At 50.8% G+C, this 24,715-nt stretch carries 18 protein-coding genes, 15 tRNA genes and 2 riboswitches; all 33 genes read right to left on the minus strand.

The window, feature by feature from the left end:
- Positions 1–87: 87 nt before the first annotated feature.
- The 33 genes from EDM59_RS29245 to EDM59_RS29410 all read right to left on the minus strand — a co-directional run bounded on the left by EDM59_RS29245 (position 88) and on the right by EDM59_RS29410 (position 24,660).
- Positions 88–1,974, minus strand: coding sequence for an FtsX-like permease family protein (locus EDM59_RS29245; RefSeq protein WP_122926835.1), 1,887 nt, complete (start codon positions 1,972–1,974; stop codon positions 88–90).
- Complete coding sequence (locus EDM59_RS29250; RefSeq protein WP_122926836.1) at positions 1,949–2,719, minus strand: ABC transporter ATP-binding protein; 771 nt, start codon at positions 2,717–2,719, stop codon at positions 1,949–1,951. Before EDM59_RS29250 ends, EDM59_RS29245 begins: the two co-directional genes overlap by 26 nt.
- Before the next feature lie 67 nt (positions 2,720–2,786).
- Positions 2,787–3,803 (minus strand): sensor histidine kinase, encoded by a 1,017-nt coding sequence (locus EDM59_RS29255; RefSeq protein WP_122926837.1) that lies wholly within the window; start codon positions 3,801–3,803, stop codon positions 2,787–2,789.
- Positions 3,800–4,498 carry a response regulator transcription factor gene (locus EDM59_RS29260; protein WP_122926838.1) on the minus strand — a complete coding sequence of 233 codons (699 nt, stop codon included), beginning with the start codon at positions 4,496–4,498 and terminating at the stop codon, positions 3,800–3,802. The genes EDM59_RS29255 and EDM59_RS29260 overlap by 4 nt, the downstream gene beginning before the upstream one ends.
- A gap of 149 nt (positions 4,499–4,647) precedes the next feature.
- Positions 4,648–5,163 (minus strand): RNA polymerase sigma factor, encoded by a 516-nt coding sequence (locus EDM59_RS29265; RefSeq protein ID WP_122926839.1) that lies wholly within the window; start codon positions 5,161–5,163, stop codon positions 4,648–4,650.
- Between the two features lie 256 nt (positions 5,164–5,419).
- Positions 5,420–5,605, minus strand: coding sequence for a hypothetical protein (locus EDM59_RS29270; protein ID WP_122926840.1), 186 nt, complete (start codon positions 5,603–5,605; stop codon positions 5,420–5,422).
- On the minus strand, positions 5,602–6,786 hold the full coding sequence (locus tag EDM59_RS29275) for a DUF4062 domain-containing protein (protein WP_122926841.1): 1,185 nt from the start codon (positions 6,784–6,786) through the stop codon (positions 5,602–5,604). Before EDM59_RS29275 ends, EDM59_RS29270 begins: the two co-directional genes overlap by 4 nt.
- A gap of 201 nt (positions 6,787–6,987) precedes the next feature.
- Positions 6,988–8,283 carry an adenylosuccinate lyase gene (purB, locus tag EDM59_RS29280; protein WP_122926842.1) on the minus strand — a complete coding sequence of 432 codons (1,296 nt, stop codon included), beginning with the start codon at positions 8,281–8,283 and terminating at the stop codon, positions 6,988–6,990.
- Positions 8,280–9,443, minus strand: coding sequence for a 5-(carboxyamino)imidazole ribonucleotide synthase (purK, locus tag EDM59_RS29285; protein WP_122926843.1), 1,164 nt, complete (start codon positions 9,441–9,443; stop codon positions 8,280–8,282). Before purK ends, purB begins: the two co-directional genes overlap by 4 nt.
- Complete coding sequence (purE, locus tag EDM59_RS29290; RefSeq protein WP_122926844.1) at positions 9,440–9,928, minus strand: 5-(carboxyamino)imidazole ribonucleotide mutase; 489 nt, start codon at positions 9,926–9,928, stop codon at positions 9,440–9,442. The genes purK and purE overlap by 4 nt, the downstream gene beginning before the upstream one ends.
- Before the next feature lie 179 nt (positions 9,929–10,107).
- Positions 10,108–11,646, minus strand: a complete 1,539-nt coding sequence (locus EDM59_RS29295) for a M1 family metallopeptidase (RefSeq protein ID WP_122926845.1) — start codon at positions 11,644–11,646, stop codon at positions 10,108–10,110.
- A 20-nt stretch (positions 11,647–11,666) separates the two neighbouring features.
- Positions 11,667–13,193 carry a M1 family metallopeptidase gene (locus EDM59_RS29300; RefSeq protein ID WP_122926846.1) on the minus strand — a complete coding sequence of 509 codons (1,527 nt, stop codon included), beginning with the start codon at positions 13,191–13,193 and terminating at the stop codon, positions 11,667–11,669.
- Between the two features lie 47 nt (positions 13,194–13,240).
- Positions 13,241–14,548 (minus strand): histidine--tRNA ligase, encoded by a 1,308-nt coding sequence (locus EDM59_RS29305; protein ID WP_122926847.1) that lies wholly within the window; start codon positions 14,546–14,548, stop codon positions 13,241–13,243.
- Positions 14,549–14,895: 347 nt separating this feature from the next.
- On the minus strand, positions 14,896–16,269 hold the full coding sequence (locus EDM59_RS29315) for an NCS2 family permease (RefSeq protein ID WP_092267465.1): 1,374 nt from the start codon (positions 16,267–16,269) through the stop codon (positions 14,896–14,898).
- Between the two features lie 118 nt (positions 16,270–16,387).
- A riboswitch (purine riboswitch) is annotated at positions 16,388–16,489 on the minus strand.
- Between the two features lie 134 nt (positions 16,490–16,623).
- Positions 16,624–18,162 carry a glutamine-hydrolyzing GMP synthase gene (gene guaA, locus EDM59_RS29320; protein ID WP_122926849.1) on the minus strand — a complete coding sequence of 513 codons (1,539 nt, stop codon included), beginning with the start codon at positions 18,160–18,162 and terminating at the stop codon, positions 16,624–16,626.
- A 213-nt stretch (positions 18,163–18,375) separates the two neighbouring features.
- Positions 18,376–18,478: riboswitch (purine riboswitch) on the minus strand.
- Positions 18,479–18,498: 20 nt separating this feature from the next.
- Entirely contained in the window at positions 18,499–20,742 is a 2,244-nt protein-coding gene (locus EDM59_RS29325) for a DUF4129 domain-containing transglutaminase family protein (protein ID WP_122926850.1), read from the minus strand.
- Positions 20,739–21,950 carry a DUF58 domain-containing protein gene (locus EDM59_RS29330; RefSeq protein ID WP_122926851.1) on the minus strand — a complete coding sequence of 404 codons (1,212 nt, stop codon included), beginning with the start codon at positions 21,948–21,950 and terminating at the stop codon, positions 20,739–20,741. The genes EDM59_RS29325 and EDM59_RS29330 overlap by 4 nt, the downstream gene beginning before the upstream one ends.
- Before the next feature lie 14 nt (positions 21,951–21,964).
- Positions 21,965–22,918 (minus strand): AAA family ATPase, encoded by a 954-nt coding sequence (locus EDM59_RS29335; RefSeq protein ID WP_122926852.1) that lies wholly within the window; start codon positions 22,916–22,918, stop codon positions 21,965–21,967.
- A 223-nt stretch (positions 22,919–23,141) separates the two neighbouring features.
- Positions 23,142–23,218: transfer RNA gene (locus tag EDM59_RS29340), tRNA-Arg, on the minus strand.
- A gap of 3 nt (positions 23,219–23,221) precedes the next feature.
- Positions 23,222–23,297, minus strand: a tRNA-Gly gene (locus EDM59_RS29345).
- Positions 23,298–23,348: 51 nt separating this feature from the next.
- Positions 23,349–23,430: transfer RNA gene (locus EDM59_RS29350), tRNA-Leu, on the minus strand.
- A gap of 71 nt (positions 23,431–23,501) precedes the next feature.
- Positions 23,502–23,577 (minus strand) — tRNA-Lys (locus EDM59_RS29355).
- A 6-nt stretch (positions 23,578–23,583) separates the two neighbouring features.
- Positions 23,584–23,658: transfer RNA gene (locus tag EDM59_RS29360), tRNA-Gln, on the minus strand.
- Between the two features lie 7 nt (positions 23,659–23,665).
- Positions 23,666–23,741 (minus strand) — tRNA-Thr (locus EDM59_RS29365).
- A gap of 18 nt (positions 23,742–23,759) precedes the next feature.
- A tRNA-Phe gene (locus tag EDM59_RS29370) sits at positions 23,760–23,835 on the minus strand.
- Between the two features lie 36 nt (positions 23,836–23,871).
- Positions 23,872–23,948: transfer RNA gene (locus EDM59_RS29375), tRNA-Asp, on the minus strand.
- A 57-nt stretch (positions 23,949–24,005) separates the two neighbouring features.
- Positions 24,006–24,082: transfer RNA gene (locus tag EDM59_RS29380), tRNA-Met, on the minus strand.
- A gap of 30 nt (positions 24,083–24,112) precedes the next feature.
- Positions 24,113–24,188, minus strand: a tRNA-Val gene (locus tag EDM59_RS29385).
- A gap of 4 nt (positions 24,189–24,192) precedes the next feature.
- A tRNA-Glu gene (locus EDM59_RS29390) sits at positions 24,193–24,269 on the minus strand.
- Between the two features lie 17 nt (positions 24,270–24,286).
- Positions 24,287–24,371, minus strand: a tRNA-Leu gene (locus EDM59_RS29395).
- A gap of 9 nt (positions 24,372–24,380) precedes the next feature.
- Positions 24,381–24,457: transfer RNA gene (locus tag EDM59_RS29400), tRNA-Met, on the minus strand.
- A 27-nt stretch (positions 24,458–24,484) separates the two neighbouring features.
- Positions 24,485–24,575, minus strand: a tRNA-Ser gene (locus EDM59_RS29405).
- A gap of 9 nt (positions 24,576–24,584) precedes the next feature.
- Positions 24,585–24,660: transfer RNA gene (locus EDM59_RS29410), tRNA-Asn, on the minus strand.
- Positions 24,661–24,715 lie beyond the last annotated feature (55 nt).

The raw sequence follows: 24,715 nt of genomic DNA on the forward strand, positions 1-24,715 counted from the left end.
CTCCTTATTCTATGTATGTTTTCCTTCTCCCATGAGAAGACCTCGTCGGCCGGACTTGTGGATCCATGCTTACGAGGCCGCCTTTTCTTATTGAGATACAGATCGCTTGAGGTGGAACAAGTAGCGGTTGCGAATGATCCAGAAGTAAATCGCTTGGACAATCACGAAGCTGAGCAGCACGATCGCAGTCGGCTTGAAAACGGAAGCGATGAGCATGAGCTTCAGCAGGCTTTGCAAGGAAACGAAAGCAACCATGCTATGAATGATCGCCACCACGATGGGAACGAAGAACAGCAGTGCGATCTGCGTCGTCACGACCCGGGACAGCTCTCGATCCGAAAGTCCGATTTTCGATATGGCTCCGTATTGCCGTTTGTCGTTTTCCAAATCGGTATACAGCCGGAAGTACAAAAAGCTGGCGGCTGCCACGAAAAACAGAACTCCTACGAACAGCCCGATAAAGAGCAACGTATTCGCCATTTGCTTCATGGAGTGGTAGACAGGGGCACGGGCGCTAAAATAGTAGTGCTCGCCGTAATGCTCGATCTTCTCCTGCAGCCCCAAGCTGATTTCCTGCGTATCCTTCCATTTTGGCACCACATATCCGTACCGCACCTCTTCGTTGAGGCCCTTCAGCTGGTCGTAGACGCGATCCGGAATGACGGCCAAGCGCTCGAAATCCAGTCCACTTAGCAGCGGGTTGATTTTCGTATCCGTTTTTACCGCCAGCTCGCTTGACCCGACGGCAAGCAGCTTGCTATCCACGGAGTCTCCAAACCAGCGAACGACCAGAAACGCCTCGTTGTCCCCGAGCTTCAGCTCCCGTGAATTCGCGGCCAAGGCGAATTGGTTGTAGTCCGTCAGCTTGACCACGCCGACCGTCTCATCGTTGACCTTTTGCGGCAAAAGACGCATCGTCGCTTGATGCTTTTCAAAGGAAAAACCGTTTTGGAGCAGGCTGTTCTCAATCAGCGCGAGATGCTTTTGTTCCTCCAGATTCCCTTTATTGGTTTGATATTCAAAGGCGAACGGATTCGTTTTCACGACGGTTTCCTGGATCGAGCCTGCCAGAGCGGCCAGCGTCCCAATGGCACAAAAGGCGATCGTAGATACGATGCAGACGAGGAAAAACATGCGCGCATTATCCTTCATCCGATTATCCAAATCAGAGAACGTAATCAGATTGGTTCGCTTCCAGTAAATCGAGCGCCTTTTTTTCAAGAAACTGATGAAAAAGACACTGAGCTGCGTAAAGAGCAGGTACGTGCCTGCGATCGTCAAAGCCGTTACGGGCAAAAGCAGGACCACGACAGAGATGCCATCGGCAGTCAGCGCCAAGGCATAGGCGATTCCCAATAATCCCGCCGCTAAAAAAGAGAGAACCACCGATGCTTTCGGCTCCCTCTTTGGACGTTGACTGCCCTGGAGCAAATCCAGCAGGCTTTTGCTCCTCAGCAGCAATACCGTAAAGATCGAAATCGCAGCAAACAAGATGAGAAACGCCACGAACGTCAAGCCAATCGCCTTCCAGGGAAAGTAAAACTCCAGTGCCTGCACATCCAGCAAAAAACCGGCAAATTGAAAGAACAGCTTAACCAAAACGAGCCCCAGCACAATCCCGCAAAGAATGGAAACGCCCCCGATCAGCATCGTTTCCATAAAAATCAGCAGGTTGCGCTGCTTTGCCGTCATGCCATGCATGAACAGGATACCGAATTCCTTTTCCCGTTTCTTCAAGAAAGCACCGACGCAATAGAAAAGAAAGAAGAAAGCAAAGAGAAAAATGATATACTCCGCGACGATCATGCCTGTCGCGACAGATCCATGAATCTCTTCATCATCGATGCCCGGATGGAAAATGAACATGGCATAAACGAAAAAAATCATGACAGAAAAGACGCTGCTTAAAAAGAAAGCCGCATACGTTCGCTTGTTTCGCAGGACGTTGTTACACGCGAACTGTCGAAAGGTCATAGTTGTTCCCTCCCAAAAAAGACAGCGCATCAATGATCTTTTGGAAGAACACCTGGCGACTTTCCCCCCGGTACATTTCGTTGTGCAGCTGACCATCCTTGATAAAAATGACGCGATGGCAGTAGCTTGCCGCCAAAGCATCATGCGTGACCATCATCATCGTCGTATTTTCCGATTTATTGATAGATTCGAGCGTCTCCATCACAGTACGGGACGACTTCGAATCCAGATTTCCCGTCGGTTCATCCGCAAGCAGGAGGGACGGTGTATGAATAATGGCACGGGCAATCGCCGTACGCTGCCTTTGGCCACCCGATACCTCGAAGGTGCGCTTGTCCAAAATCTCCTGAATGCCCAGCTTCGTCGCGATCGTCTGCAGCCGCTCCTCCATGACGGAGACGCTCTCTCCCTCCAAAGTCAGGGGCAGCACAATATTTTCTCCGATCGTCAGCGTATCCAGCAGATTGAAATCCTGAAAAACAAAGCCCAGCTCTCTGCGTCGAAACAGGGCCAGCTTATCCTTTTTCAACAAATGCGGGTTGGTCCCTTTCAGCAGGACGGCCCCGGATGTAGGGGTATCGATGGTCGCGATCATGTTCAACAAGGTGGTTTTCCCACTACCTGAAGGACCCATGATCCCGACGAATTCCCCTTCTCGAATCGTTAAATCTATATCCGTCAACGCGCGGTAAGTTACCTTGCCTCCGTAGATTTTGCTCAGACTATTCACCTGCAACATGTCCATCGGTCTTACCCCTTTCTCGCACTTCATACCCCACTATACGAAAAGCGCGCGACCTACCGCCATCGAATTAACTTTCAGCTTTCTTACGATCTTGTAAGGTTGGAAGAACCCCCGACATAATCAGCCGTACCGTCGTTCCGTTCCCTACCTCGGATTCCAGCTCTACCCCGTGATGCAGCCGCCCGCAAATCTCTTTTACCAGATACAGCCCCATGCCCGTCGACTCCGGGTATTTGCGGCCATTTTCCCCTGTAAAATACGGCTGAAATACACGGCGAATGTCCTCCGGAGGAATCCCGATCCCATAATCCTGTACCTCCAACGCGACATTTTGTCCCAGCTCGTAAGCGCGGATGGACACCTTGTTGCTCTTTCCTGCCGAATAGCGCACGGCATTGGTCAACAGTTGATTGAGCACAAAGGCGAGCCACTTCTCATCCGATTCCACACGCCACGTCTCGTCGATCTTTACCTCCGGGTAGACCTGATTGCGGATGAAGAGCCGCTTGTTTTCCGCGAGAACGTTCTGGACCAGACTGCGAAGAGTTACCTGCTCCACCAGGAAATCCTGCTCGAACCGATCCAGCCGGGCAATGTACAGCACGGTTTCCAATCCGCGCTTGATCCGATCCACCTCTTCCCGGACACTTTCCGCCGTCGGATCATCCTCGTTTTGCAGAAGCAGGTGAATGACCGAGATCGGCGTTTTCATCTGGTGCACCCACTGCTGGATAAAAGTTGTATAGTCTCGCTGCTTGTTTTCATAGGCATGCAGCTGTTCCTTGTACAGCCGATAATGCTCCAGAAACGTCTCGTCCATCGCACGGCACAGTGCCGCATTGCCGTGTGTCTGCGTCAGCTCCTCGAGCGATTGCACCGGGCTGCTCAAACGCTGGTAGATAGCGCGATGCGTCAAATAGCGCACGACCAGAAAAGCCCCTGCGAAAAAGACCGACAGGAACATCGCGTAGATCATTAAGGATTGGTTCCAGTATCCGTCCAACGTAAAGATCAACAGCAGCAAGATGAGCTGGACGAGGAAAAATACCGCAAAAGCCCATTGATCCCGGAGGAACAGCTTCATTGCCCATCCTCCCAGACTGCCCTCAGACGGTATCCCGAGCCCCGCACCGTTTCCACCGCGCCTTCGAGCCCCATGTCCTTGAGCTTTCCGCGCACCCGCGTGATGTAGACGTTCAACGTATTTTCATCCACAAACTGCTCGTCCCAGAGCTTCTCCAGCAGACGCTCCCTACTGACGACACGTGGGTATTGATTCATCAGCGCCTCCAGCAGCAGGGCTTCCTTTTTGCTCAGCTCTACCTTGGTATCGTGTATGGACAGCTCCATCCGTTCCAGAAACAGCTTGAGTCCTGCCACCTCTACCGTCCGCTCTCCCTCCTGCGGGGCGTACAGACCGTAGGCACGTCTCAGCTGGCTGCGAATCTTTGCCATGACCACATCGTAGTCAAACGGCTTTGTGATGTAATCGTCTGCCCCGTTTTCCAGTGCCATCACCTGATCCATTTTGCTATCCCGCGCAGAGATGAACAGGATCGGGCAGTTCGATTCCTGGCGCATTTGACGGCACCAGTAAAACCCGTCGAATTTGGGTAGATTGACATCCAGCAGGACCAAGTCCGGCCGAACCTCTGCAAATACGTCCATGACCCGGTCAAAGTGTTCAACATTCACTGTATGATAACCGTATTTTTCCAACTGACTCTGCAGTAATTGATTGATTTTAGGATCGTCCTCTACGATCATAATGGTCGACATCGCTATGTACCCCTCTCTTTCCTAAGTCTCCATCATTCCATTCTCTACTATACCTTAGGAAAACTAGGCTTGTCGCCAAGTCCCCTAGCAAAAACCCAAACTTTTCCTTTTTGTCTCCAAAAGAAAAGAGGATGGACCAAATGTCCACCCTACGCTTGCGCCTTCATCATTTGTTGAAGCTTCTTGATCCCGCGGAAGTGCAGGATTTTGACCGATGCCTCGGTTTTCCCGAGGATTTCCGCGATCTCGTTCATTCTCAGATCAGCCAGGTAACGCAGCTGAATCACATTGCGCTGATCGACTGTCAGCGTATGTACCTTTTGCCACAGTACGTCGGTGGATTCCTGTGTCAGGAGGCATTCCTCCGGCAGCTCATCCGTTGCCTTGAGCGAGGAAAACGTATCCTGATCAACCGGGCACTCCCGCTTTTTGCGCATGTAATCAATTAAGGCGTTGTGCGCGATGCGGAAAATCCACGCGCCAAATGGATGGCGTCCATCGTATTGCTCCAGCTTGGAGTATACTTTGATAAACACTGTCGTGGTCAGGTCCTCAACATCCCAAACGTTTTTTACACGATAGCGGAAATAGCGATATATTTTGGCAGAGTATTCTTCGTAAATTTGCTGATGATTCATTTTTGGATAAATCAGTGCGGTATTCATTATCGATCTCCCATTTCATGATCCGTATGAGTTGATTTCATTGTATCGGGGATCTGATGTGGGAACTATCGAGTTAACTTTCAGGAACCTTACACTTTTGTAAGTTTTTCATGCTGTTGGCGTAATCCATCCCCACCGCCCCTATGCCGGACAACCTTACTATAGCAATCCGTTGTGGCAGAAGCGCGTAAAGAATGTGGAAAGGTGTGGGAAAAAATAAAAAAGGGACCATTCATCACATGGGCCCTTTCTTGATCTATCGTTTTTTGGATTCTTCAATTCCCCTTAGAATACTCGCTTGATTCTCTTTAAATTGCTCTTTGTTTTGTTTAATAAAGTCGTCAATACTACGCTTGGGTGTTGCAAACAAGAGAGCATCTTTCGATATAATCCCATTGGCCGCCTCAATCTTACCGTTCTTCAGTACATAAACGTTACTCATGACTGCAGCCCCCTTAAAACGGATTTTACATAGCGAATCGTTAGTGCATTACCATGCACACTCATTATACCATCATAGATAAAGGACTCACAACTTTTGAATTTCTGTATACTCCACGTTCGATCTGCTGGAAAGTGAAAGGAAATGATGTATTCGCCAACTTTCAAGGTCAGGTAAAAGGTTTGCTTGGATTCTTTGTAAAAGAGCACTGGATCTGGGCTTGCCAAATGATAAGTAACGGCCACAAATGAATCTTGATTTGACAAATCAAAGGAAGCACCTGGCGAAATACTCGTTCGTCCATCCGCTTCTTCGCATATGATGCTGTCCTGAGAGCGTTTGAACAGTACGACGGCGGAACAATCTCGAAAATCACCTTGAGGGATTGTCGCATAATTACCCAGTACCTGCTTAATTTCCCCTCCCTTTAAACTACTCCTAATTTCAGATAAAAATCCTCTTTGGTCAGTGATCTCTCTAATGCTCAGTTTATTCATTACGGAAGAAATAACATCCGTGAAATCTTGATACGAACTTGCCAGTCTTTCGTTTTCTTCTGATTGTTCACGTCTCGGGATCAACACGACCCCTTGCCGGAGTATATCGCTGAACATATTGCCCCAATCTTTTGGGACTCCAAGGGCAATTTCTTGGACCATCACCTTATGTATATCGATAATCTCGTGAAGCAACGCCCAAATATACGGATCTGTTGGGACTAATGGTTGTAAGAAACCCTTGTGCTGCAAATCTTCAACGTGGCGATAAACATCACCGCAATCCGGCAAGGTTCCATTTATCTGCTCATAACTTGCCACATACTCATTTATTTGACTTCGAACTTTTTGGAAATAGTATTGCAGTACCGTTTTTTCCACAAAAATCTGCATGTATTTTTGGCTTGTCCACGCTTGAATATATTCCAAATGAGTTACTGTCCGATTGGCATCTTTCAGATAGCTCCCTGCTGCAGTAGAGATAAAAAGGAGATAAATATGGCTTTCATTAACCAGCCTCAAGCATTGCTCAACTGACGACTCTCCAGGCAATGCCAATCCAAAACCAGGTTTCTCGTACATGATAGGTTCATGTCCAAGTCCTGTCAAAGTTTCAAACATAGAGTCGCGGAGTGGAACTAGACTATCCTGTCCGACCGAGCTAATAAATATTTTGCATTTCATTGGCTTTGTTGCACTCCTCCCTATCTAATTGATTCCATATTATCAAATACGCCCCATGAATTGTCAGTCTTTTTAGAAAAAAGACACTACCTTCCGCTATTCCTGTCGCTTTTGACCCCTTATATCTTCATCTCATACAAAAAGCCTTCCAACGGTTTCCCAATGGAAGGCACTTCAAAGTTATTTATAAGGATACAGCCCTTACGCCAGCCCAAGACGTTGGAAAATAGTATCCACATGCTTGAGGTGATAGCGGTAGTCGAAGCACGCATCCAGCTCTTCTTTGGTCAGCGCAGCGCTGATCGTCGCATCTTCTTCCACGATTTCGCGGAAGGAACGCTGCTCTTCCCACGCTTGCATCGCGCGCGGCTGTACAGTGTCGTAAGCTTGCTCGCGGCTCATGCCTTTTTCGATCAGGCTGAGCATCACATGCTGCGAGTAGATCAGACCAAAGGTGCGGTCCATGTTGCGCTTCATGTTTTCCGGGAAAACAGTCAGGTTTTTCACGATGTTGCTGAAACGACGCAGCATGTAGTTCAGCGCTTGCGTCGCGTCCGGCAGAATAATGCGCTCTGCGGAGGAGTGGGAGATATCGCGCTCATGCCACAAGGACACGTTTTCGTAGGAGGTCAGCATGTAACCACGGATGACGCGCGCCATACCGGTGATGTTTTCGCTGCCGATCGGGTTGCGTTTGTGCGGCATGGCAGAAGAGCCTTTTTGTCCTTTGGCAAACGCCTCTTCTACTTCACGCATTTCGCTCTTTTGCAAACCGCGGATTTCTGTTGCGAATTTCTCCAAAGAAGTAGCGATCAGTGCCAGTGTCGCCATGTACTCGGCATGACGGTCACGCTGCAGCGTTTGGGTAGAGATCGGCGCAGCAGACAGGCCCAGCTTTTCGCACACGTAGGCTTCCACGAACGGGTCGATGTTCGCATACGTACCTACTGCACCGGAAATTTTGCCGTACGCCACTTCTTTTTTCGCTGCGCGGAAACGAGCGAGGTTGCGCTTCATCTCTTCGTGCCACAGCGCCAGCTTCAGGCCAAAAGTGGTTGGCTCCGCATGTACCCCATGCGTGCGGCCCATGCAGACCGTATCCTTGTGCTCGCGAGCTTTCTCAGCCAGAACCGCGATGAAGTCCTCGATGTCTTTTTCCAAAATTTCGTTGGCTTGACGCAGCAAATAGGAGAGGGCAGTATCTACTACGTCTGTAGAAGTCAGACCGTAGTGCACCCACTTTTTCTCTTCGCCCAATGTTTCCGATACCGCGCGGGTAAAGGCTACTACGTCATGGCGCGTTTCTTCCTCGATTTCATAAATGCGCTTGATGTCAAAGCTGGCTTTGTCCCACAGCTTGTTTACATCTTCCTCAGGGATGACCCCCAGCTTGGACCATGCCTCGCACGCGAGGATTTCCACTTCCAGCCACGCTTGAAATTTGTTTTGCTCTGTCCAGATGGCGCGCATCTCTGGGCGGGAATAACGTTCGATCATGATTGTACCTCCGTATTTTTCGTCCATATTTGCAGCTGCTCGATTGTAGCGAGCGCTTCTTCCACTGTTGGGGCGAGAACATTGATATGTCCCATTTTCCGCTTCACTTTGCTCTCCGCTTTCCCGTACAAATGCAGCTTCGCAGAGCTAGGCAGTCGATCGATTCCATCTAGGACCGGCTGCAGATGCTCTCCCAAAATATTAACCATCACGACCGGCGAGAGCAACTGTGTAGATCCCAAAGGCAGGTTGCATACCGCCCGGACGTGCTGCTCGAACTGCGAGGTGACGCAGGCATCCATCGTGTAATGTCCCGAATTGTGAGGGCGTGGAGCCAGCTCGTTTACGTACAGCTCTCCATCCGCCGTCAAGAACATTTCGACTGCGATCAGGCCGATGACATCCAGCTTTTCGACGATGGTCCGCGCTATCGCTTCTGCCCGTACCTTAACGTCTTCACTTACACGTGCAGGCACAATGCTCAGGTGCAAAATGTTGTCCTGATGAACGTTTTCTGCGGTTGGAAATACGGCCAGCTCCCCAGAAGGGTTACGCGCGGCGATAACGGAAAGCTCCAGCTGAAAGGGAACAAATTGCTCCACAATCAGCTCTGTACCTGCCTTTGCCAGCGTTTCATACGCTTCCGCAAGCTCCGACTCGCTTTTCATGACCCATTGCCCTTTGCCATCGTAGCCGCCCGTTGCTGTCTTCATGACTGCAGGCAGACCCAGTTCGCGTACCGCCTTTTGCAAATCCTCCAGACTTGCTACGACATGGAAAGGTGCGACCGGTATCCCGATTTCACGGATTGCCGTTTTTTCGCGGATCCGGTTTTGTGTAACGCGCAGCAAACGACTTCCCTGCGGCACGTACGCTTGGCTTTCCAATACTTCTGCCACCTGGGCATCTACATTTTCAAATTCATACGAGATGACATCACTCACGGACGCCAGCTGCATGGCTGCTTCTACATCATCATAGTTGGCGACGATTTGTCGATCCGCCGTCTGTCCACATGGTGCATCCTCGGTTGGATCCATCGTAACAAAGCGATAGCCCATAGCTCGTCCAGCGAGAGCGATCATTCGTCCCAGCTGTCCTCCGCCTAGAATGCCGATCGTAGAACCTGGCTTGATCTGCTTATTGGTTGCGTTTGTCATTCCAGCTCACTAGCCTCCAGCACTTTATTCCGAGTCGCATCCCGTCTAGCGACGAAGCGCTCTTGAATTTCCGGATATTTGATTCCCAGAATCTGCGCTGCCAAAAGTCCGGCATTGATCGCTCCTGCCTTGCCGATCGCAACCGTAGCCACCGGAACTCCGCCCGGCATCTGGACGATGGACAGGAGAGAGTCCAGACCATTGAGATTCGATGACTTCACAGGAACCCCGATCACGGGCAGCTCTGTTTTGGCCGCCACCATTCCTGGCAGATGAGCAGCTCCTCCCGCTCCTGCGATGATGACTTCCAGACCACGTTCCTTGGCGCTCTGCGCATACTCAAACATCAAGTCAGGAGTACGGTGCGCGGACACCACCTTCTTTTCATATGGTACTTGCAGCTCGTCCAAAATCGCGCATGCTTCCTTCATCGTTTCCCAATCAGACGTGCTGCCCATTATGACACCTGCTAACGGTTTGGCCATGGCACCCTTCGCCCCCTATGTCAGTATCATCAATAGAAAACCCAACCGACTAACGGCGTGCAAAGCCGTACTCATCGCCTGGGCTATTCGAACTCGTTCTTTCAACTTCCTCAGTGTAGCAGGGAGAAGTTTTGCCTGTCAACCTTGTATCCGAACGTTTTGAAAAGAGATTAATGGCATTATTCGTGTTTACCTTTATTCACCCATGCTTCTGCCGCCTCTTTTTGCTCCAGCCTGAGTTTCAGCCAGAAATCGACGAAGGGAGTAGCGTCTGCACCTGCCTCCGCCGACAACCGCTCTATCAATTCCTGCCCTTTTGCCTGTCCGTACTGATTCTCCAGGACGTATTGTCGGAGCAGATCATGCAGACGATCCTCCCCCCACCCTTTCCGCATGGCCCACCACATCGCCGCTCCTCTTCCGTAGACAAGCTCTGTATAGCTTTTCCACGTCGGAAACTGCTCTACCGACTGCCAGACACGCAGCCCTTTTGCAGCATATGTCTCGGCTGCCTTTGACTGCGCGAGCCTCAGCTGGATGTAGCCTCGCGCACGGGCAGGGTCGACACTCTGCAGATAAGCCATGGTCGCATAGTCCGTCAAGCTTTCATCCACCCATGCCTCGCGTACTTCATCGTTTCCAACCAGACCGTAGAACCATTGATGGGCGGTTTCGTGGGCGACGATCGCATCTGCCACCTGATCCGTTCTGCTGAAGTACTCATCTTGGATAAAGACGATGCTCGGGTACTCCATTCCCCCGAAAAAGCCCCCTGTTTTGACCACATCGTATTCCTGATACGGATACCTGCCAAATTGCTTTCCGTAATACCCCAGTGACTGCATGGCAACCTGATGCAGATGGCTGGCCACCTGTGGGTCGTCCCCCTCCTGCGACCAAGTCCGCACGACGACATCCCCGACTTTTCCCGACTCCTGGCGGTACGAATCGTCCAAGATTACCAAGGCAAAATCACGAACATTCCACGCATCCAATTCATAGATCGATTGACGCTGGGGACGAGTCTGCGTAACGACTGCGACACTCTCGATCCCGCTAGAAGCAAGCTGATAGCCTTCTTCTATTTGTACGCGCAAATGATAGTTGGCCATCTCGCTGTAAAAAGGATCGCCGATCGAGGCATACGGATCTAGCCTCCAGCCGTCAGCTCCCTTCATCGCGAGTATCGGCATCCAGTTTCCTAGCCACATGGCATGGTCGTTGTAAGAGAGTCTTCCGTTATTAAAAGGAACCTGAAGGGCAAAATGCATCTCGACTTCCGTTTGCTCCGCGGATGACTTCCCCATCAAGGGAACGGCAAGCAGCGTATCCATGCTCCCTTGCAGCTGATAAGGGACACGCGCACCATCGACGCGTACCTCCGAGATTTGGATGCTCCCCGGCTCTCTTTGCTTTCCGAGGATTTGCTCCCAGTTCTCCCCACCCAAATCGGACCTTTCCTGGAATACGTTCGGGTAGAGATGGAAGTACGCCTTGTCATCCTGAGGAGAAAAACGCACAGCCAATGTTCCCGTGACGGTGTGGGTCTTCATATCGACCCGCACATCCGCACGATACGAGGCAGCGGCAGGGACTTGTTGTGGCAGCCATGTCTGAATCTCATCTACTCCAGCTCGTATTGTCCACGGCTTCGTCCATAAAATACTGATCAACGCGACTCCAATCATCAGGCTGCCGATCCACCTATTTCGCCGCATGGCGCTCCCCTGCCTTCAGGTTACTTCTCTGCCTTTTCTTTCTCCATAGGATGCCCATGATTCTTTTGATTTTGCCGCAATTTTTCCAGCCAAATGGCCGCTTCTCCCTGCTTGCTCATGTCGAGATTGATCCAGTAGCTGAGAAAAGCGCCCGCATCTTCTCCTGCGGCTTCAGAGAGAGTCGCTTTCCAGGATGCCGCATTGGCAATACCAAATCGGTTCGCGCTCACATAGTGACGGAGCACTTCATGGAGCCGTTCTTCCCCCCACGCTTCTCGCAGCATCCACAGCATGGAAGCCGTTCGGGAGTATACGAGATCGCTATAGCTTTCATTGTCAGGAAACGCGTGGAGGGTCTGTCCAGGTCGCAAATGCTCCTGAACGTAATACGGAGTGATCGTTCCCTGTTTGAGACGACGAAGGACACGGTCTGCCCCCACCTTCGGGTATTTCGCCGCTAAAAAGGCGAGCGTCGCGTATTCCGCAAAGCCTTCATCCAGCCAAGCCTCGTCGACCTGATTGTTGCCGATTAGCGAATAGAACCACTGATGTGCCGTCTCGTGAACGACGGTGACAAAGGCATTGTCCCCATTGGGCAAGTAATGGCGGCCATCCAAAAACACGATAGACGGATATTCCATCCCATTGATGCTTCCCCCGACACGGACGACATCGTACTCGGTATAGGGATAGGTCTCGAACTGGCTGTTAAAATATTGCAGCGCCTCGACCGCCGCCGTATGATTGCGTACAGCTTGCTCCTCGGAATCACCGTTTCGATACCAGGTTCGCACTTCTGTATTTCCGACCTTTGTTTCTTTGAAATGATACGTAGAATCCATGATGACGAGAGCAAAATCCCGGACATTGATGGCATCCAGATGAAATTCTCTTTGACCTGGCTTCGAGTGATCAACGATAGCAGCTTGATCCGTTGCCGTGCTCGCCAACTGATAGCCATCCGGTAAGGTCACATTCACCTGATAGTCGGCGTTTTCACTGAAAAAAGGGTCCCCGATTGGCTCATAGGGATCGAGATGCCATCCTCGCTGGTCCTTGACTGCAAGAATCGGCAGCCAGTTCCCCAACCAAATGGCATGCTCGTCGTAGGACATCCTGCCTTCGTTCTGGGGGAGCTTCATGGTAAAGTCCATGCTTAGGACGATCGGGCGGGACTGCGCTTCGCTCAGCGGCACTTCGATGACATTGCCTGTCCGCTTGACTGCGACGGGCTTCCCTTGCACGAGGATTCTATTCTCATCATACGTTCCTAGTTCCACTTCTTTGCCTAAAAGTTCGTCCCAGAGCTCACCTTTATGCTCTTTTGTAAAAGCCAGTGGATAGACGTGCACATAAGCTTGCGAGTCCTTTGGCCAAAACTGGATCTCTACGCTTTCTTCGACCTGTTTCTTCTTCGGATCGATCCGCACATCCGCTTTGTAGAGTGTTTGCTCTGGCCTTAGTCCTTCTTTTTCATTCGCGACTGCGGGGAAAGCAAGCGACAGCGACAATACGGTACTTACCAGCACGATAAGCCATTTTCTCAAACAGACTCCCCCTTTTCTCCTATCGTACCGGAGCTGGGAAAAAAACACTACAGATTCGTGATCGCATCCGCGATTTGCTGCTCCAGTAACGCCAGCGGCACCGTCCGCTCATCCCCTTTTTTCATGTCACGCAGCACGACCGCCCCCTTCTCCACTTCATTCTCCCCATAGATCAGCACGAGAGGGATCTGCTCTTTGTTCGCGTAATCAAGCGCCTTTTTCAGCTTGCGACCGGACAGCTCCAGCTCTGTCTTGATTCCGGCCAAGCGAAGTCGATTGGCCAGCCCTAAGCTGAGCGCCTCTGTTCCCATGGGTACGACCAATAGATCAGCAGAGCGCTCATTGATTTCCAGAGGCTTTAGCGTCAACGCGGTCAGAATCACATCCAGACCAAACGAAATTCCGACTGCCGGATACTCGCGTCCATCACCCAGAAACTGTCCAATGATTCGATCGTAGCGCCCTCCACTGCCAATACTTGAGGGAATGCTTTGATCCTGCAAAAAAATCTCGTAAACCGTACCGGTATAGATGCCGAGCCCCCGGGCGAGAAACGGTTGAAAGCGCACCTCTCCTGTTACCTGTGAGCCTTGCAGATAGGCGAAGAGCTGTTTGAGCTCTTGAACCCCCTCCTGCACCAATTCCGAGGAAAATCGCTCCTCCAATCGAGCCAAAGTCGCCTCTCCTTCCTGCAGAAAACCGCCGACCGCCTCGATTAACGTGTCCTCTACCCCACGCTCCCGCAAATCCTCCAGCACGCCCTTTATCCCGATCTTCTCCAGCTTGTCGAGAGAGAGCATCACGTCTCCTGCCCGATCCTCAGGAACCCCCAGCTCCTGCAAAATCCCCGACAGCAGCTTGCGATTGTTGACCTCGATGTAGACATCCAGGTCCAGGCGTTCAAAGGCGGCAAACGCCATGCTGATCAGCTCAGCTTCTGCCAGCATCGACGAAGCTCCGACGATATCGACGTCACATTGGACGAATTCGCGGAACCGTCCTGGTTTTACCGGCCCGTCCCGAAATACCTTGCCGATCTCATAACGCTTGAAAGGCAGCCGCATTTCCGGGTTCATCCCGACCACCTTTGCCAGCGGAACGGTCAGATCATAGCGCAGCGCCAGCTCTCGCTCTCCTTGGTCACTCAGCTGATAGACTTCCTTTAGGATCTCTGCACCTCCTCCGTACTTGGAGGCAAGCAGCTCGTAGCTCGACAGCATAGGTGTTTCCAAAGGCTTGCACCCGTAAGCTTCAAACACCTCCTCAAGCGTTCTGCGTATCCGATTGCGCAGCATTTGCTCCTGCGGCATGAAATCTTTTGTACCTTTGACGTTTTTCAAGAGACTGTTTTCCATTGTGTAACACCCCTTCTTCGTTTTTGTTTGCTGACGAATGCAAAAAAGCCATGCAAGGCTGCAATGCCCGCATGGCTTTCCTTCACCACCGCAGGCACAAAGCACAAGAAGCGCTTGCACCTGCGGAAAAAATTCCCGAAGATACAAACGCTCTAGCCGTGGTGATGCTGTTGAAGGAATGCGTATAGACTGGTCATTTGGACCATCCTCCAAAAAAGATTTTTCCTATCATACCCCAGAAAGCTGTACAAATGCAAGACGGGAAGTGCCCGGTGCTGCCGCGGCACAAAAAAACGGCCTCCCCCCAAAAAGGAAGGAAGCCGTTTGCTTCGTTTAACCCGTGAATCCTATTCGCGGAGCCAGATGAAATAAGCCAGGAAGACGAAGAACAGCACGTACATAGCCGGATGTACTTCGCGCGCTTTCCCTTTCAGCACTTTGACGATTGGATACACGATAAAACCAGCAGCCAAACCAGTCGCGATACTGTAAGTGAGCGGCATCAGGATGATCGTCAGGAACGCTGGGAAAGCTTCGTCCATCTCACCCCAGGCGATTTGCGTGATGTGAGATGCCATCAGTACCCCTACGAGAATCAGAGCCGGAGCGGTAACAGCCGGTGTGACGATCGCCAGAAGCGGCGAGAAGAACAGAGCCAAAATGAACATGAGGCCTGTTACCAAAGCAGTGAAACCAGAACGTCCGCCTGCCGCTACCCCTGCTGTCGATTCTACATAAGCAGTGGTCGTAGAGGTACCGAGGATCGCCCCTGCCATACCTGCAATCGCATCAGACGAGAACGCGCTGCCCGAGCGTGGAAGCTTGCCATCTTTCAGCAGGCCTGCTTGGCTGGCTACACCCAGCAAGGTTCCTGTCGCATCGAAGAAGTCTACAAACAGGAAAGTCAGTACGACGATCAGCATTTTCACACTGAACAAAGAAGAGAAATCTCCGAGATATTGGAACGCTGCACCAAAGGTAGGTGCCAGGCTTGGTGGAGCAGAAACCACTTTATCAGGCAGGCTCACCAGCCCGAAAATCATACCTACTACAGCCGTGACAACCATTCCGATAAAGATCGCCGCATTTACTTTGCGAGCCATCAGAACAACGGTAACGAGCAGACCGAATACAGCGAGCAGTGCATTTTTCGCAGCCAGAATTTGCTCCGGCTTCATGCCTTCATGGAAAAAAGTAAAGTGCCCCAGGGATACAAACGTTGCATCATTTGCTACCACGATACCGGCATTTTTGAAACCGATAAAAGCAATAAACAAACCAATCCCTGCAGATACTGCATATTTCAAACCCTTTGGAATCGCATTGATGATAGCTTCACGCACACCTGTCAGAGACAGAATGAGGAAGATCGTACACGAGAGGAAAACCCCTGCCAGTGCTTGTTGCCAAGGAATTTGCATAGTCAACACAACCGTATACGTGAAGAATGCATTCAATCCCATACCCGGTGCCTGCCCGATTGGCAAGCGACCGATGAAGGCCATCAGCAAAGTTCCGAGAGCGGCTGCCAAAGCCGTTGCCGTAAATACAGCTCCGAACTCCGGATAGTTCGCTTTCAGATCGGCTGGAAGATCAGCACCGCTGAGCATGAACGGATTTACTGCCAGAATGTACGCCATTGCCAAAAACGTGGTGATACCCGCGATAGTCTCGCGACGGTAGTTGGTGCCTAGTTTGTCGAACTCAAAATACTTGCGCACCGATTGTTCCCCCCAAATTGTCGTTGTGGCAATAAAAAAGGCCGTAGCGCATTTCTACGCCTGGCCTTTGCAACAAAACATTCCGGGAACAATTTCGATAATAATAACAATTAACGCTTCCCGTTGACATTTTGTTCGTAGCCAGGTCATTTATGGCGACCTCGTAGAAACTCTTGAGCCATATTCCCAAGAATATACGAACCTTCTTATATTACCTGTTCACATTGAGAAGTGTATCAGGTGACATAAGGAATGTCAACGAAAAAGACGAACATTAATTTTTTACCACAGTCAAACATCCGGAATTTAGCGATTTGTTGAATTTGCTTATTCAATTTTCGCCTTTTTTGCGACCTATTCCCACTCAATCGTTGCAGGTGGCTTGGAAGTCACATCATAGACGATACGGTTTACGTTATCGACTTCGTTTACGATCCGAGTCGAAATTTTCTCGAGTACATCCCAAGGAATGCGTGCCCAGTCAGCAGTCATTCCGTCAATGGACGTTACGGCGCGAATCCCTACGGTGTAGGAATAAGTACGAACATCTCCCATGACCCCTACTGTCGTCATGTTCGGCAGAGCCGTGAAGTATTGCCAAATTTCCCGATCGAGGCCCGCTTTGGCGATTTCTTCACGCAGAATAGCATCCGATTCACGAACAATCTTCAGTTTTTCTTCGGTTACTTCACCCAAAACGCGAATTCCCAAACCAGGACCTGGGAACGGTTGGCGCCATACGATTTCATCTGGCAGTCCTAGCTCGGTACCCAGCTTGCGTACTTCGTCTTTAAACAGAGCTTTCAGCGGCTCAATCAGCTGGAATTTCATATCTTCAGGCAAACCGCCTACATTGTGGTGCGATTTGATGGTATGTGCAGTTGCTGTTCCGCTCTCCACGATGTCTGTATACAGTGTGCCCTGTGCCAGGAAGTCCATGTCGGTCAGCTTGCTTGCTTCTTCATCAAATACATAGATGAATTCATTCCCGATGATCTTGCGCTTTTGCTCAGGATCGGAAACGCCTTTGAGTTTGCCTAAGAAGCGCTCGCGTGCGTCGATCTTGATCACTTTCATGTGGAATTGGTTGCCAAACGTCTCCATGACGCTCTCTGCTTCGCCTTGGCGCAAAAGACCATGATCCACGAACATGCAAGTCAGCTGATCGCCAATCGCTTTGTGAATCAGCGCTGCAACTACGGAGGAATCTACACCGCCGCTCAGTGCGCACAGCACTTGCTTGTTGCCCACTGTTTCACGGATGCGTACGATTTCATCCTCGATGAAGGTTGTCATGCTCCAATTTGCTTCACATCCGCAAATGTTGAACAGGAAGTTGGAGATGAACTCGGTGCCTTTTACCGTGTGGCGAACCTCTGGGTGGAACTGTACCCCGTACAGCTTGCGGTCAGGATTGCTGATCGCCGCTACTGGACAGCTGTCGCTTACTGCATCTACGCGGAAGCCTGTTGGCAGCTCTACCACTTTATCCGAGTGGCTCATCCAAACGATTTCGTTTGCATCCCATTTTTCGTACAGATGGTGTGCATCCTGCAGGCGCAATTCTGCTTTCCCGTACTCACGCTTGCCTGCGCGCTCTACTTTTCCTTCGAGCATGTGGCTCATCAGCTGCATGCCGTAGCAAATCCCCAAAACTGGCAAGCCCAGATCAAAAATAGCCGGGTCTACTTTCGGTGCCCCTTCTTCATATACGCTCGCAGGGCCACCAGAGAAAATAATCCCTTTTGGGTTCAGCTCTTTGATTTTTTCTACCGGCGTATTGTAAGGCAAAAGTTCGCTGTAAACGCCCAGATCGCGGACACGACGCGCGATCAACTGGTTGTACTGGCCTCCGAAATCAAGTACGACGACCATTTCCAATGACTTGTCCATCTTATCCCCCTTCTCCTGTCTACCACAGGACTCGCAAAGCACCGTTGCCTGAAGCAACCTGGTGACTCGCTCGTTTCATAAAAGTTCCGCTTCTCTCGGATGAGTCGCACGCAATTGTCGCATATTTGCAAAAAAACCGGGACTGTTACCTCCGATTGTTGATACGGAGGCAGCGTCCCAGCTTGTGTACACATGTGCGGTTGCATGTACAAAAATCCGAAGTGCTCTCCTCGTAGTCGCCCAATTTACGGTTGAGCGGTAGAAACTTTCAGGCCATATTCCTGATCATTATACGAGACTCATTGATCGTCATTCTAGCAGATGACACGGCTTTGTTCAAGGCTTCAGTTGACGGATCAATCGTTCGATCAGTTGCTCCGCTGTTGACCGTGCTTTTTGCTCCATTTCTTTGTAGCCGTAAATCATGCGCTCGTACAGCTCTGTCAGATAGCGCAAATCCTGTCTCTTGTCACCCGGTATGGTAATCCTGCCTACGTATTCACGCAAGGTCTCACCTTCCTGACGGCGCGTGTAGACGTTCTCCATGATGCGCATCATCAGATTGAAGCGCACGTTATACGGGGTGGTTCTCTCGTTTTTCATTTGCCTGCGCAGCCACCAGACGTTCAGATCCTGCCTGCGTTTCCATGCCATGTATGCAGCGACACCAAGCAAGACGATGATTCCTGCATTTACCTGCCATGGAATCGAGAAGCCTCCACTTGCGCTCGTGTCTCCTTCTTCCAATTCATCCAGGCGTCCGTCTCCGCGATCTGGAGTCGGTGTATTGCTCAAATCAGGCAGAGGAACTGGCAATTGCGGTTGAGATGTCACCAAATCATACTTGAACCGCACGGGAGACATAAACGTGCTGGTCGCTTCAAAGGGAACCCATCCGTGCCCGGGGAAATACACCTCTACCCACGAGTGAGCATCCTTGTTCCGCACTTCCATCAGTCGATTTCCTTGATCATCTGTCCCGACTTGTTCTCCGGGCGCGAAGCCTTTTACCCATCTTGTCGGAATGTCAATCGAACGGAGCATGACGGCCATCGCGGTGGAAAAATGGTCGCAGTAACCACGGTAGCTATCAAACAGGAAGTGGTCTACAAAATCCTGACCTTCTTTCGGGACAGGAACATCTTTCGTTTCATACTTATATTTACCACTCGAGCGCAAGTAATTCTCGATTGCTCTCACTTTTTCATAAGGTGTTTTCGCGTCTTTGGTGATGGTCAGAGCCAGCTCCTTGACCCGATCCGGCACTGTCGCGGGCAGCTGCAGATAGCGGTCCGTGATTTCCTTTGGATACGAGGTCCCAGCTTCCGTTACGGCTTTTTCGCTCACGATCGGCAATTCTGCCTCGACCTGATACTGATTCAGCTTCAACAGCAAGGTATTGGGACCTGTCTGAGACTGATTACCTGTATTGTTCGTATGGTTCGTCTGCAGCAGCTTGATCTTGCCTGCACGTACCTCGAGCTGCTGGTTCATTTTATCGTAGACGACCGTGGCATTCGGTGGACGATAGTTGCTTACCTTGGTCAACTGACCAGGATAGAATACCGTGGCAAACTGCTGTGGACCTTTAAAGTCCAGCGTCGCTTTTACCTTTTTCGTTTCGAAGCCTGTAAACAGCGAATCTTTCCATTCATATTCGTCCGGGTCCAAAATGGAATCGTATTCGCGGATCCCCTTTTCCCAGCCAGCTCCCGTGTAGAGATCCTTGGCATCTCCGCGCCAGTAGCTCTCTTCCGGAGTCGTACCGATGAAGACGAGCGTGTCATCCTGTAAAAACGGACCCCCGAGACGTTCGTCGTTGTTGTCATAGCCTACCTTCTTCATCGCTCCGACAGCGCTCCCCTGATCCTTTCCATTAAAATAGGAAAACGGATCCGGCCAGCTTGCATCCAGCTTCGGAGCGGTATAAGCAACCCCTACGCTTACTCCGATAATCAATATCGGCGCAATCAACGAACGCATCGTGATCCAGCTTCGATTCCCGGAGATCGTCGCGTACTTGGTCATCGTCGTCAAGTGACTGACGGCAAGTAACAAAAAGCCATATATCAGTGTCCGAATGATCCCTCCGTCGCCTTCGTACGGCAAAAAGGTATCGAGGACAGCCAAGTACAGTTCCGTCAATACGACAAACCACAATCCCTGACGCTGCTCGAGAACCAGATAGGTAATCATCGATAGCAGGATCATGAGGAGTAGATCAAACAAGGCGTTTCGAGATACCGGCGACATCGATGCCCAATCTTGATGTACAGCGAGGGGGATGTCCCGTAATATTTGTCCTGCCAGATCCTTTATCCACTCCATCGCAAACAGCGGAGTATCGTATAAGGTGTAATGCAAGAGCAGCAGGATCCCGACCAGCTTGACGGGCAAGGTCAGCCACCGATAAGGAACCAATGCGTCAATCGCCACTACGCCTGCTGCAATGACGAGAAAGGGCCAGAGATAGCCGGTATCAGTCAACTGCTGCAGAGGCAATAACCACTCCCTCAACATCAGGAACAGCAGGAGTGCCGAGACCCATTCCAACAGATTCGCGCGTTTCCATATGCTCATCCGACTACGCCCCCCATCCGTTTCCACTCGGTTTCCCCGATGTGAATGGAAGTACAAGACACCTTGTTAGCCGCCAGCAGCTGCAGCGCCCGTTTCTGCTCGGGCGAAGGTGCTGTATCCGCGTGAACCAGGAACAGCTGAATGCGTCTGCCTTTTTGGGATAAGGCAATCAATCGTTTCATTAACTCTTTTTCCACATTCGGAGTCACCAGAATCAATGTCACGCCAGGGGGTTGCTCCAACGCTTCCCTCCCGACGATTCTTGAAAAGGAATCGCTCCCCTGCGGCATCACGCGAGCCAACTGATCAAATACATGGAGAAAGTGCGCATGCGATAAAGCCGGTGCAATCGACATCCGCTCAGACTGCTTGTAGACCAGCCCGTAATGGTACTGATTGCGGTTGGCATAAGCGATCAGGCTCGCTGACAGCTTTACTGCCGTTTCAAATAGAGCATCCGGCTCCTTCTGATAGCTTGCCTTTTCGACATCCAGGAAAAACACGGCCTGGTTCATCGCCTGATGCTCAAACTCTTTCGTTTTTAAACCAGTCCCTCTTGCAGAGGCCCTCCAGTGAATCTGGCTGAGGCGATCCCCACGATGGTAGTCCCTCACACCACGAACAGCAGCCACATCATCTGATCGACGATGAGACACATGCACATTTCCACTGAAGCTGCCGTCTCCCATTGCCCAATGCTCCACGTTCTGATAGGTGGGATAGACGAGAAACTCATGCGAAAGCGGAAAAACCTTGCGACGTTCGATAAAACCGAAGAAATCCCCGCCGCTCACGACACAATCTGCCAATCGGTAGTACCCACGCGGCAAATTCGGAATGACGTAGCGAAACTCGACTTCCCGTTTGAACCAGGGAAACACGAGCTGTCGATGCGGCTCATACACGCCTGCCAATCGATCGGGCAACGGTTCCAGCACCATGTTCCATCCCAGCGGAAACCAAAAGCGCCGACGCAAACGGATCGTGACAATCACATCGTCGCCATCCTGCAGGCGGTTGCGGTCGATTTCGCGGACGACATCCAGCGAAGTGAACAGTAGAAAGTACGTGAACAATTCATATACAAAAACGACCAGGCTGCTGTAAAACAAGAACCAACTAGCAAACCCGCCCTGAAATTTAGCAAATACATACGTGAGCAAGACCAGTCCGATTACTTTGACTTTGCCCCATCTCTGTTGTCTCATTCGCCGTCACCGCCTCAGCTGACCGGTACGCGGGTTTCAGACAGGATTACTGTCAGCACCCGATCTACGGTCGCTCCTTCCAAACGCGCTTCCGGCTTCACAATCATCCGGTGAGCAAAAACAACAGGAACCAGCTCTTTCACATCATCGGGAATGACATACTCCCGGCCGCGGACAAAAGCAAGCGCTTGCGAAGCCCGGAAGAGCGCCAATGCCCCACGTGGACTCACTCCCAGATAAATATGATGATGATCGCGTGTCCGATGGCACAGACGGACCATGTACTCTTTGATCCCTTCTGATACTTTGACCGCAGCCACCTGCTGCTGGAGCTGTCGCAATTCCTCGACGTTCAATACCGACTCCAGCTGATCCAAAGGGTTCGCCTCCGAAAAACGGTTCAGCATGCGGATCTCTTCTTCTACGCTGGGGTATCCCAAGCGCAATTGCATCAGAAAGCGGTCCAGCTGTGCCTCAGGCAGTGGAAACGTCCCTTCGTATTCCAATGGGTTTTGTGTAGCCATCACGAAGAATGGGTCTTCCAAACGATACGTAAAACCATCGACGGTTACAGAACGCTCTTCCATTGCTTCCAGTAATGATGATTGCGTTTTTGGAGAAGTTCGGTTAATCTCATCTGCCAAAATTACATTTGCAAACAACGGCCCTTGACGGAACTCAAATTCAAGTGTCTTCTGATTAAATATTGCAACCCCTGTTACGTCGGTAGGCAGCAAGTCTGGTGTAAACTGAATACGCTTAAAGGCTCCGCCAATCGATTTGGCCAATGCACGTACAAGCATGGTCTTACCCACACCAGGTACATCCTCCAAGAGTACGTGTCCATTCGCCAAAACGGCAGACACCATCAATTCGATCACAGAACGCTTTCCAATCAAAACTTTTTGTATATTATCAATTAACTTCGTTACAGCAGGATGCGTATTTTCCAATTTGATTGGGTTCATGTTGATACAACTCCTGTTTCTTTAGATTCTTCAGTCAGGTTTGTAACAGCCACTCCTACGCGGTTTACCCCCTGTATCCTACATAGAGAGCATCCTAATCCTAAAGTAATGGATGCGTTTGGTAGATACAAGGAAAAAATACTTAAAATTTGTAAAATAACTAACTGATGATACAAAAAAGAGTAGGAGATTGTCCTACTCTTCGATTTCATATGAAAGAAAGTGGCGTGCCCTGAGAGATTCGAACTCCCGACCTTTTGATTCGTAGTCAAACGCTCTATCCAGCTGAGCTAAGGGCACATATGGAGCGGACGAAGGGTCTCGAACCCTCGACCTTCGCCTTGGCAAGGCGACGCTCTACCAATTGAGCTACGTCCGCATCGTAATAAGGAAAGGTTTGCTCTGGCTACAAAGCCTTTCAAATCAAGTATGGTGCGGGTGAAGGGACTTGAACCCCCACGGTTGCCCGCCAGAACCTAAATCTGGTGCGTCTGCCATTCCGCCACACCCGCATGGTACATAAAACAGAAAAGGCATCGATATGGCTATCGTGCTGCTAACCGTTTATGTTGTAAGTAAAAACTGGTGAGCCATGAAGGACTCGAACCTTCGACCCTCTGATTAAAAGTCAGATGCTCTACCAACTGAGCTAATGGCTCGCAAAATGGCTGGGGTACTAGGATTTGAACCTAGGAATGACGGAGTCAAAGTCCGTTGCCTTACCGCTTGGCTATACCCCAACGATAGTGGTGCCGGCAATAGGACTTGAACCCACAACCCCCTGATTACAAGTCAGGTGCTCTACCAATTGAGCTATACCGGCACGATTTGAAAGTGTAAATGGTGGCTCGGGACGGAATCGAACCGCCGACACGAGGATTTTCAGTCCTCTGCTCTACCGACTGAGCTACCGAGCCTTACATTTTTTCAATCGCCATCTCTTTAAAAGATAATGGCGGAGCTGACGGGACTCGAACCCGCGACCTCCGGTGTGACAGACCGGCGTGAACTCCAACTTCACCACAGCTCCATATTCAGTTGCACCCTATGGGCACTTTGATCTCCCTTGAAATGCAAGGAGAAAATTTGGTTGCGGGAGCAGGATTTGAACCTGCGACCTTCGGGTTATGAGCCCGACGAGCTACCGAGCTGCTCCATCCCGCGACAGGGACCTAATCGGTCAAGTAAGGATAATGGTGGAGGCTGACGGGATCGAACCGCCGACCCTCTGCTTGTAAGGCAGATGCTCTCCCAGCTGAGCTAAGCCTCCATTATGGTGACCCGTAGGGGATTCGAACCCCTGTATGACAGCGTGAAAGGCTGCTGTGTTAAACCGCTTCACCAACGGGCCAAGTCTGATAATACTTATGGTGCGGTCGGCGAGACTCGAACTCGCACGGGTCGCCCCGCCACCCCCTCAAGATGGTGTGTCTGCCAATTCCACCACGACCGCAACTCTAGATGGTAGCGGCGGAGGGAATCGAACCCCCGACCTTTCGGGTATGAACCGAACGCTCTAACCAGCTGAGCTACACCGCCAAATTGCTATGCTTTTTAAAAATGATATGGCGGAGAGTGAGGGATTCGAACCCTCGCTACGCTTGCGCATACTAACGGTTTAGCAAACCGTCCCCTTCGGCCTCTTGGGTAACTCTCCGTTTATATATGGCTCCTCGGGACGGACTCGAACCGCCGACCGATCGGTTAACAGCCGATTGCTCTACCAACTGAGCTACCGAGGAACGTTTGAAGGATTCGCACCTTCAAAACTGAATACGCATGTTTGCTAAGAGTGTG

The organism is Brevibacillus nitrificans, assembly GCF_003710965.1.
Taxonomy (GTDB): Bacteria; Bacillota; Bacilli; order Brevibacillales; family Brevibacillaceae; genus Brevibacillus; species Brevibacillus centrosporus.

What these genes read in the sequence shown, in the direction of transcription:
- purK (WP_122926843.1), bottom strand. Translation starts at nt 9,443, where the DNA reads ATGACAAACGCAACCAATAAGCAGATCAAGCCAGGTTCTACGATCGGC.
- EDM59_RS29250 (WP_122926836.1), bottom strand. Translation starts at nt 2,719, where the DNA reads ATGGACATGTTGCAGGTGAATAGTCTGAGCAAAATCTACGGAGGCAAG.
- EDM59_RS29270 (WP_122926840.1), bottom strand. Translation starts at nt 5,605, where the DNA reads ATGAGTAACGTTTATGTACTGAAGAACGGTAAGATTGAGGCGGCCAAT.
- EDM59_RS29330 (WP_122926851.1), bottom strand. Translation starts at nt 21,950, where the DNA reads ATGAGACAACAGAGATGGGGCAAAGTCAAAGTAATCGGACTGGTCTTG.
- EDM59_RS29255 (WP_122926837.1), bottom strand. Translation starts at nt 3,803, where the DNA reads ATGAAGCTGTTCCTCCGGGATCAATGGGCTTTTGCGGTATTTTTCCTC.
- EDM59_RS29335 (WP_122926852.1), bottom strand. Translation starts at nt 22,918, where the DNA reads ATGAACCCAATCAAATTGGAAAATACGCATCCTGCTGTAACGAAGTTA.
- purB (WP_122926842.1), bottom strand. Translation starts at nt 8,283, where the DNA reads ATGATCGAACGTTATTCCCGCCCAGAGATGCGCGCCATCTGGACAGAG.
- guaA (WP_122926849.1), bottom strand. Translation starts at nt 18,162, where the DNA reads ATGGACAAGTCATTGGAAATGGTCGTCGTACTTGATTTCGGAGGCCAG.
- EDM59_RS29260 (WP_122926838.1), bottom strand. Translation starts at nt 4,498, where the DNA reads ATGTCGACCATTATGATCGTAGAGGACGATCCTAAAATCAATCAATTA.
- EDM59_RS29295 (WP_122926845.1), bottom strand. Translation starts at nt 11,646, where the DNA reads ATGCGGCGAAATAGGTGGATCGGCAGCCTGATGATTGGAGTCGCGTTG.
- EDM59_RS29275 (WP_122926841.1), bottom strand. Translation starts at nt 6,786, where the DNA reads ATGAAATGCAAAATATTTATTAGCTCGGTCGGACAGGATAGTCTAGTT.
- EDM59_RS29325 (WP_122926850.1), bottom strand. Translation starts at nt 20,742, where the DNA reads ATGAGCATATGGAAACGCGCGAATCTGTTGGAATGGGTCTCGGCACTC.
- EDM59_RS29305 (WP_122926847.1), bottom strand. Translation starts at nt 14,548, where the DNA reads ATGGAAAACAGTCTCTTGAAAAACGTCAAAGGTACAAAAGATTTCATG.
- EDM59_RS29245 (WP_122926835.1), bottom strand. Translation starts at nt 1,974, where the DNA reads ATGACCTTTCGACAGTTCGCGTGTAACAACGTCCTGCGAAACAAGCGA.
- EDM59_RS29265 (WP_122926839.1), bottom strand. Translation starts at nt 5,163, where the DNA reads ATGAATACCGCACTGATTTATCCAAAAATGAATCATCAGCAAATTTAC.
- purE (WP_122926844.1), bottom strand. Translation starts at nt 9,928, where the DNA reads ATGGCCAAACCGTTAGCAGGTGTCATAATGGGCAGCACGTCTGATTGG.